Origin of the sequence: Aggregatilinea sp., assembly GCF_036822615.1 — a bacterium.
Lineage (GTDB): Bacteria > Chloroflexota > Anaerolineae > Aggregatilineales > Aggregatilineaceae > Aggregatilinea.
Map to the genome: position 1 here is coordinate 2,904 of NZ_DAISHJ010000119.1, position 9,182 is coordinate 12,085.

Below are 9,182 nucleotides of genomic sequence, written 5' to 3' on the forward strand. Positions count from 1 at the left end.
GTCGTCGCCAGACTGCCCGGAAACCCGCCGATGCCCTCGTTGACGCTGTTGTAGCCCCGGTCGAACTGCCCCGCGAGCACGATCAGCCACGGCACGAACGCTGCCCCCGCCGCGATCCACGTCACGGCCAGCGCGGCCTTGTCCCGCCGCGATCCGCGCCACACGAACAGCCCCACCACGCTGTGCACAGCCACGACCAGCACGCCCAGGTACAGCGAATAGAGCATGAACACGATGCTGAGGCCGTACGCGATCAGCCGCCCGCGCGAGGGATGCCGCAAAGCGCGCAGGAACAGCAGCGTCATCAAACACGCCGACAGCATCAGCCAACTGTAGTGCCGGATCTCCTGCGCGTAATACACCGGCAGATCGAGCACGGCGAACAGCAGCAGCGCGATCCGCCCGACCCGCGCCCCGAACCAGTCCGCGCCCAGCCGGTAGACCAGCGCGGCGGAAAGCAGCCCGGTCAGGATCGACCAGAAGCGCAGCGCCAACCGCGACTCCCCCGCGACCTCGCGCCACGCATACAGCACGAAGTACGTCAGCGGCGGGTGACGGTCCCACGCCTCGACGCGATCCAGCATCTCGCCCATCGTCGGCGCGCTGCTGGCCCACGCTGCGAAGCCCTCGTCGGTCCAGACCGGGCGCGACGCAGCTCCATGCAAACGCGCGCCCGCCGCCAGCAGCAGGATCGCCACCACCGCCCACAGCGCCATACGCGCCCCGCGCTGATCGTCCTGCCGGTCTGTGCTCGTGGAAATCGTCACGCCTGCTCCGTTTCACGCGGCGATCCGCCGCCCCATTGTACCGCAGCGCGGCATGCCCCTCGCTGCGCCCGTTGCCAGATTAACACATTGTAAGGGGGAACAGGGGCTCTGAATAGGGCGGTATACGCGGGGGATGCGCAGCAAAACGCCGCACCCCCGGCCATTTCCAATCGGGTTGGAGATGGCCGGAAGGGAAAGTCACACGGCGTGTTTGACTGCTGTTGACCGAACTAACAACCAACAACTAAGGACTGATAACTGCCCTTAGTTCAGCACGTCCCGCCGCAGGGCATCCAGCATTTGCAGCGCGGTCAGGTTGCGCACCGTCATCCCGTACTGCAGGTGGTCCGCATCGAACGTCGTGCTCTGGCCATCCGGCGGCGAATTGGGGTGGATGTGGTCCGCGCTGAGTCCGTAATCCGGCAGGTCTTGCAGCGCCAGCCAGTAGTTCCACAGCGGGACTTCGTACTGCCGCGCGATGTCGATCACGACGGCATTGAACTCCGGCACGCGCGCGTTGCCGCCCTCGGTCTGCGTCAGGGGCGGGATCGTGCTCAGCACCGGGATCGTGCCCGCGTTGATGCATGTCTGCACGATCGTCTCCAGGTTCGCGCGGTACGTGTCGAGCGTACGTGCGCCCCACAGATCGTTCGTGCCGAGCATGATCAGCGCCACGGCGGGCTGCGCCAACCGCAGCTCGCAGCTAAGCGGCGTCTCGCCTTGCTGGCAAAAACCGGCATCCGCATTCGCGGGATTGAGCACGGTTTCGGTCATCCAACCGCCGCGCGCCGCGACCGAGGGCACGCTGAAGGGGTTCGCGCCGCGTCCATCCGGCCCAGCGAAGTAGGTCACCGTGTCCTGCAAATTGCCGTACTCGCCGAGAATCATCTCGCCCGCCGCGATCGGCCTCAAAAAGCGCCCGTCGGCGCTGATGCTGTCCCCGATCACGGCGAAGGTGTGCGCGCTGTTGCCGCGCTCTCGCCCGGCATCCCAGATCGCATCCACCCGGCTCCCGATGCCACTGACGACGACGTCGTCCCGCACTGCGGCGTTTTCCGTGGTCATTGTACCGCCGCCCAGCGCCCCGAAGTACGCCGCCAGCACGGTTCCGCCAAGCGCTGCCGTGGCCGTTACCGCCACGGAAACCATGCGCCGCAACCGGCGCATGGTATATGAGTGTGTTGGTTGCATATCAGGACGGACGTCCTCCTAGCCCAACGACGAATCGGGCAGCATGTCCTCGCTCCAGAACGTGAACAGCTCGCCCACCGATTTCCCTTCGTGGTTGCACAGGATCGCGTCCCCAAACACTGACGCGACCGACAGGCAGTTCAGCTTATTGATCTGTTCGGTGGCCTGCGGCGCGTACACCGTGTCGGTCACCACGATTTCGGTCACCTTGTCCAGCGCGTTCAGCCGCTCGACCGACGTGCCCGTAAACAGACCGTGCGTTGCCGCCAGCGAAAATTCCTGCGTGCCCTGCGCTTCGAGCACCTGCACGATCTCCATCATGGTGCCCGCCGTGGCGATCTCGTCGTCGATGACGATCGCGCGGCGAGCAGCCGGGCCGCCCGGCCCCAGCACGGACGTAATCTGCACGTGGGTATCGGCCAGGCGCACCTTCGTGCCCACGGCGAGCGGCAGGCGCAGCGCGCTGGCGAGCTTGGTCGCCTGCTTGGCGTATCCCACGTCCGGCGACACGACGATCGTGTCCGACAGATCCTGCTTCTTGAAATGATCGACCATGACGCGCAGGCTGGTCAGGTGATCGAGCGGCACGTCGAAGAACCCGTGCGTCTGCGGCGAGTGCAGCGTCATGGCGATGACCCGGTCCGCCCCGGCGGTTTCGATCATCTGCGCCACGAGTTTACCGGTGATGCAAATACGTGGAGCGTCCTTTTTGTCCGACCGGCCATAGACAAAATAGGGCATAACGGCGGTGACGCGGGCCGCGTCGCCGTGGCGGGCGATGTCCAACATCATCATCATCTGCATCAGGTGACGGTGCACCGGATCGGTCAGCGACTGGATGATGTACACGTCCTTGTTGCGCACGCTGACGCCAAGCTGTACGCGCAGCGCCCCGTGACTGAACCGCTCGGTGTGCGTCGGGCGCAGCGGCACGCCCAGGTAATCGCAAATCGCCCGCGCGAGCGGCTCATTGGCGGTTCCCGCGAAAATATAAGGGCCTTCGTCGGTCAAGACCGTCCTCCTTCAACGCTGATCGGCTTCGCAGGTCGCCATCTACTTTATCGCTCGCCCGCAAACCTGCAACTCTTTTTTTACAACTGGTAACAACTCCTCGCCTGAGGTGTAAAAACAGGGGCTGCGATCGGGTTTTCCTGCCCCTGCTCCCTACCCCTCCGGCGGCGGGGGCGTCAGCGTCGGCGTGGCGGGAACCGGCTCCGGCGCGGCGAGTTCCGTACGCGTCACCCCGTCCGCCGACTGCCCGTCCGCCCGCCAGAGGCGCACCGTGCCGTCCTGCGCGCCGGAGACCATCATGCGTCCATCCGTGCTGAAGTGCAGCGTCTTCACCCGCGACGTATGCCCATCCAGGGCGGCGACCTGCCCGCCGTTGCGCACGTCGAACAGCAGGATCGTGCCCGACGCCGTGCCCACCACCAGCAAGTCGCCTGTCGCATTGAACGCCGCCGAGACGTACTCGTCACTCTCCCCCTGCGCGACCAGCGCCAGCCGCAGCGCGTCGCCCGGCGCGGCGTACAAATCCCACAGCCACACGTCGGCGTAGCTGACTGCGGCGGCGTAGCGGGCGTTCGGGCTGATAGTCACGGTAAAGATCAGGCTATTGAATACCGCGCTGTAATCCCCGACGATCTCGCCCGTCGCCACGTCCCACACGCGCAGGTCACTTTGCATCACGCTGTCACGACCACCCGTGTCGGGCTGGAGACCGCCACCGCCCACCGCCAGCAACGATCCGTCCGCGCTGAACTGCGCATCATAGGCGAAGTGCGCAAGTTCGCCCAACACCACCTGCGTCCCTGTGGCGACGTCCCACTGCGCGATAGTGTGGCAGGCGCACGCCTGATCGAGCTGCGCGGTGACCAATGTGCGGTTGTCGGCGCTGAACGCCAGGGGCAGGTATGGGAACACGGGATCGGCGGGCATCAGGCTGGCGACCAGCGCGCCCGTCCGCAGATCCCACACAGCGGTCGAGCCGTCCAGGCGTCGCGCAGCGAAGAAACTGGAATCAACGCTGAGAACCATCTTGTCGCTCACGGCGATCCCGTCGAAGGCCAGCAGCGCCGCGCCGCTGCCCAAGTCGAGCAGGCGCGCGCCGCCGACCCAGTCCACGAACAGGCCCAATGCCTGCCCATCGCGCCAAAAGACGTACGGCAGATGGCCGCCTGCGTCGTGCAGGTCGAGCACGCGGCGGGTCCCCTGGTCAAGATCCCACACGTAGGCGGCATACTCCGTCGTGGCGATCAAGCGCCGCGCATCTCCGGACAACGCCAGCGCTGACACGCCGTTCAGGTCGCTGCGCAGCGTGACCTCCCGCGCCGCCGGGTCGATTCGCCACACTTCCCAAACGTCGTTCAGGCCCATCACGATCCGGTCCCCGTCCGGGCTGGGAAAGCGCGAAATCCCGAACCAGTCCTGCGCGGCGAGATCGGAGCGTGCCAGCAGCGCCGACCACGCGCGCAGCGATGTCTGCACCGGCTGGATCTGCCCCTCGCGGAAGGCATAGCCGTCGAAGCCGAAATAGGCCGCCAGGGCGGGTTCGGCCAACAACGCCGCATGCTCGTCCTCGTTCAGCCGCCGGAAATCACGAAAGCGGGTGTATTCCCACGCGGCGTTGCTCAACAGCAGATAGCGTCCATCCGGGCTAAACGTCACCGCGTCGAGTGCGGGTGACGAGGCCGGAGTGAGATCGGTCAGGGCTGTGCCATCCGGCACGGACCATACGCGCGCTCCGTCCTCGTCGGACACCGCCAGCAGATCGCCGTCCGGGTTGAACGCGATGCCATAGACGTACTCACCGCGCTTCGGCAGCCACGCGGCCTGCTCCCCGCGCGCCACGTCCCACAGCCGGACGCCGGATGAACGTCCTTCCGCCAGAAAGCGTCCATCGGGGCTGAAGCACAGCGTCCGGTCGTAATCACGCGCCGCGCCCGACATCGTGAGGACGCGCTGCACCTGCCATGTCGCCGTATCCCACAACCAGATCGAGCCGTCCTCATCACCCGCCGCCAGCAGATCCCCGGCGGGACTGAACGCCACCGTCACCACGATCCGCAGCGGATCGTCCAGCAGGCGCGGCGCTGCCGCCAGATCCGCCGCGTCGTGCAGCCATACGCCCGCCGTGCTGGCCAGCGCCAGCGTGCCGCCGTCCGGGGACCAGGCCGCATCCAGCAGGCCGCCCTCGCCCAACATGCCCACCTGCCGGATCTGCGCCGCCCCGCGCCGCGTGATGCCCGTGCTCAGCGTGGTCGAGGGTGCTGGCACGATCAGAAAGACGACCGCAAGAACGGCCAGCAGCACAGCCAGCAGTCGCGCCGGACCCCGTAACCTGACATTCATGCTGTCCACCCCCCTGAGACTCTTTACCCTGTTTCCAGTCTATACCGGCGCGCGCGGCTTTCTCCCCGGCAGTCAGGCGGGCGGAGGGCAAACGGCAGCGATGCGCGCGGCAATAGCGTCCGGCCCCGCCAGGACGTATAATCGGCGCAGCAATGCCGCCGCTCGGAACGCAGACAGTCGGAGCAACTATGCAAATCCGCACCATCCGCTGGCCCGATGATCAGGACGCGCTGTGGGACTACTTCGCGCGCGCCTATGGTCCTGACGAACTCACATCGATCGCGGCGTGGTACGGCACGTATCCCGGCTTCGACCCGGCGGACGCGTTCGTCGTCGAGGCGGAGCCGGACGGCGCGATCGTCGGCCACGCCGTCCTGATCCCGCGCACGATCCAGATCGAGCAGGCGGAACTGCCCGCCGCCGAAATCGCGCTGGCGGGAGTAGACGAGGCCTACCACAAGCAAGGCCTTGAGCGCACCCTGCTCGAAACGGTCCACGCGCGGCTGGACGAGCGCCAGATTGCCGTCGCGCTGACGCTGGGGCTGCCCAGTTCCTACGACCACTGGCAGTACGAGTACGCCGTGGGCCTGTACCTCACCAGCTTTGAATCCGACATCGCCACCGATCTCGCCCTGAAGGCGGGTCAGTGGGACAGCGCCCACAGCTACGAGCGCCGCACGGCGGACCGCCTCGGCGCGCGCAGCGAGGCGATCAGCGTGCGGCCCTTCTACGCCAGCGACCTTCCGGCGGTGCAGGCGCTCTACGAAGCCGAAAGCGCGCGCGGCAGCTATTTGATCGCGCGGGACGAAACGCAGTGGCTCTGGCAGATGGATTACCTGATCCGCACCGGGCGCTACGAGCCGGACGATTTCCTGGTCGCAGAAGTCGATAACCGGCTGGTCGCGTACACGCGGGTGAGCACGGGGCGCGAAGTGAACTGGTTCCGGGGCGCGGACGCGGCGCAGTTCAGCGTGATCGAGGCGGCAGGCGATCATCCTGACGGCGTGGAGGCACTGCTGGCCGAGGTCGGCGCGATGGCCGCCCGCATGGACGTAGATCGCATCGGGTTGTTCGTCCCGTACGAGAGCGCGTTCATGCGCCATGCGCTCGTACGAGGCGCGGCGCTGCGCGCCTTCACCGGCGCGGCCTACCTGCGCCTGCACGACCTCGCCCTGGCCCTGACCTATCTTGCGCCCGCGCTGGAGATGCGCTGCCTCAACAGCCGCTATACCGGGCGCGCCTACCGTCTGGCGGTCACGACCGAGCACGACGAGGTCGCGGTGGACCTGGGACTCGGCAGCCCGGAGCTGATCGAGCTGGAAGTGCCCTCGTCGTCGCTGATGCGGCTCATCACCGGCTGGTACGGCATCGACCACCTGAAGACCGGCTATCACGAGCGCCACCACGACGTGCTGAGCGTGCTCTTTCCGCAGCGCCGCCCCATGATCGCCCTGGCGGACCTGCTGTAAAACGGCGCGCAGGGGAAAATAAACGCCCGCGTACATTGGGGCATCATGCCGTCCGGCAGCGTTAAACTTATTTATTAAAATTATCAACCGGACGGAACCGACGTTAAAGTTATTTTACGCTTAGTTGACACCAGGCCAGAATCGCATCGCAACCGGTTGCTGGCCGTTTACGACGACTCATTACCAGGAGAAACCGCGTATGTCGCAAATCACCGTCCGGCAGGCCGTCCTGGCCGACGCGGCAAGCATCACCGAAGTGTATAAAGCCACCACCGGGGCCTGGGCGCGCCAGGGCATCGACGGCAGCGTGATCCCGGCGGACTACGACGACCTGACCCTGTTCGAGCGCTGGCAGGCCGGAGGCCCACAGACCAGCATCGAGATGTGCGCCGTGCATCTGGCGAACCTGCTGCGCGGCGCGGACGGCATCCCGCTGGTGGCCGAAATCGAGGGACAGATCGGCGCGGAGGCGGAGATCTTCATCGGCAACGAGCCGGAGCCGTTCGGCCATCACGTCAACGTCTCGCGGCTGCGAGTGCGCCCTGAGGCGAGCGACATCGGTCTGGGCAGCGCCCTGCTGGCATACATCCAGCAGATCGCGGAGGCGATCCGCTGCAAGCGCGTCACCGTGGCCGACGCGGGCGACGATGCCGCGCTGTACGAGCACCACCGCTTCCAGCGCGCCCACACCGGCCAGCGCATCACGTTTCCCGCACAGGAGGGCCGCGTGTTTTACCGCGCGACCGAGCTGACCGCCTTCGACCCGGCCCAGATTGCGGGCTGGCATATGCCGCTGGGGCGCTACCAGAATGCCCGCGAAGAATGGGACCGCCTGCCGCCGGGCTTCTGGAACAGCGTGCCGGAAGTCGTGGAGCTGGACTCGGCGCGGGTGCACATCACGCTCACCGGCCAGGAAGCGTATGCGTTCTTCCAGCAGGACCGGGCCGATCCGGAGCGCGTGCAGGTCTTCATGTGGACCAAGCGCCCGATCAACAACCTGCTGATGGTCGCCCTGCGCGACTGGGCCGCGCGCCACAACTACCACACGCTGGTCACGTTCGTGTGGGACTACGTGCTGCCGCTGCTGGAAATCGACTACACGCCCGACGGCTACACCCAGCATCTCTACGCGCGGTCGCTGTGAGGCCCGGCGCAGCAGCCTTACGATAGTCCAACCGGCCTATTTTATTGACAAAAGTATTCTTTATTCATAAAATCAGCGCATCACTCGGAACGATAAGATCGAGCACGCAGATCATGACATTCACACAGGTTTGTTCGTGTCTGGAGCCGGGGCGTTAGCCACCGCTTCAGACTGACACACCGTTAAAACAAACGGCCCAGGGCTGAAAAGCGCGGCAGCGCCCCGTGTAGCGGTCATCACGACCGCTCGCACAACCGGGACAGCGTCGCGTTTTTGTATCCCCTGGGCCGTTTGTTTTTTGAGCGTGAATGCGCCCTGCACGCCGCATCTTATCACCAGCAACAAGAGGACTGAAGATGGCTTCCCAACGAACTGTTGATCACAGCGCGATTCGCGTCAACCAGGCGTTCACCATCACGCTGCTGGCGATCGCCTTCGTCACTGGCGCGACGTGGCTGCTGCTGATCGTCGGCGCGGTGATGCTGATCTCCGCGCTGGCCCCCGCCTATGCGCTGTTCACGGCGGTGTACCGCCGCGTGCTGCGCCCCGCCGGGATCGTCAAGCCGGACGTGATCCGCGACAACCCGGAGCCGCACCGCTTCGCGCAGCTTTTCGGCGGCACGCTGGTGACGCTGACGTTCGTCCTGGCGCAAGCCGGGGCAGGACCGGTCGTCTGGGCGCTGCCGCTGATCGTGATCGCGCTCGCCAGCCTGAACCTGTTCGCGGGCTGGTGCGCGGGCTGCATGGTCTATTACTGGCTGAACCGTCTGGGCGTGCCGGGCTTCACCCACAGCCGGATCGGGGTGTCCCATTGATCGAGCGGCTGATCGTGCTGGTTCTCTTTAGCGCAGCGGGTCTGCTCGCCTATCGCGGGGTCCGGCGCTGGCAGATCGCGCGCCTGGGCACACGCCCGACCCAGCCGCTGCTGAGCGCACTGAAGCCGGGCGTCCCGGCGATCGTGTATTTCACCTCGCCGGACTGCGGCCCCTGCCGCGCCTACCAGCGCCCTGCCATCGAGCGCGTGCAGCACGACCTGGGCGACTGCGTGCAGGTAATCGAGGTCGATGCGCTGGCGGAGCCGGACGCCGCTGCGCGCTGGGGCGTGATGACCGTGCCGACGACGTTCATTCTGGACCGGCTCGGCCACCCGCGCGAGGTGAACAACGGCGTCGCGGGACCGGACAAGCTCAAGCAGCAGCTTCAGGCCGCCGCCAGCGGGTAGCAAAAGCAAACGCGACCCCCCCCCCCCCCCCCCCCCCC

General features: G+C 66.3%; 8 protein-coding genes. 4 read left to right on the top strand and 4 right to left on the bottom strand.

Features of this window, described 5'->3' with window-relative positions:
- From V7116_RS21550 to V7116_RS21565, 4 genes are all read right to left on the bottom strand, one after another.
- A partial coding sequence (locus V7116_RS21550) for a glycosyltransferase family 39 protein (protein ID WP_324394046.1) occupies positions 1–767 on the bottom strand: 767 nt, incomplete at its 3' end.
- Positions 768–1,031: 264 nt separating this feature from the next.
- On the bottom strand, positions 1,032–1,958 hold the full coding sequence (locus V7116_RS21555; protein ID WP_324394047.1) for an SGNH/GDSL hydrolase family protein: 927 nt from the start codon (positions 1,956–1,958) through the stop codon (positions 1,032–1,034).
- 18 nt (positions 1,959–1,976) lie between these two features.
- Positions 1,977–2,969: a ribose-phosphate diphosphokinase gene (locus tag V7116_RS21560; RefSeq protein ID WP_324394048.1), complete on the bottom strand. Its 993-nt coding sequence runs from the start codon at positions 2,967–2,969 to the stop codon at positions 1,977–1,979.
- 153 nt (positions 2,970–3,122) lie between these two features.
- Complete coding sequence (locus V7116_RS21565; RefSeq protein WP_324394049.1) at positions 3,123–5,309, bottom strand: WD40 repeat domain-containing protein; 2,187 nt, start codon at positions 5,307–5,309, stop codon at positions 3,123–3,125.
- Positions 5,310–5,497: 188 nt separating this feature from the next.
- Between V7116_RS21565 and V7116_RS21570 the strand changes: the two genes are divergently transcribed.
- From V7116_RS21570 to V7116_RS21585, 4 genes are all read left to right on the top strand, one after another.
- On the top strand, positions 5,498–6,778 hold the full coding sequence (locus tag V7116_RS21570; RefSeq protein WP_324394050.1) for a GNAT family N-acetyltransferase: 1,281 nt from the start codon (positions 5,498–5,500) through the stop codon (positions 6,776–6,778).
- Between the two features lie 199 nt (positions 6,779–6,977).
- Positions 6,978–7,922, top strand: a complete 945-nt coding sequence (locus V7116_RS21575; protein ID WP_324394051.1) for a GNAT family N-acetyltransferase — start codon at positions 6,978–6,980, stop codon at positions 7,920–7,922.
- Positions 7,923–8,278: 356 nt separating this feature from the next.
- Positions 8,279–8,737, top strand: coding sequence for a DUF4395 domain-containing protein (locus V7116_RS21580; RefSeq protein WP_324394052.1), 459 nt, complete (start codon positions 8,279–8,281; stop codon positions 8,735–8,737).
- Entirely contained in the window at positions 8,734–9,144 is a 411-nt protein-coding gene (locus V7116_RS21585; protein ID WP_324394053.1) for a thioredoxin family protein, read from the top strand. Before V7116_RS21580 ends, V7116_RS21585 begins: the two co-directional genes overlap by 4 nt.
- Positions 9,145–9,182 lie beyond the last annotated feature (38 nt).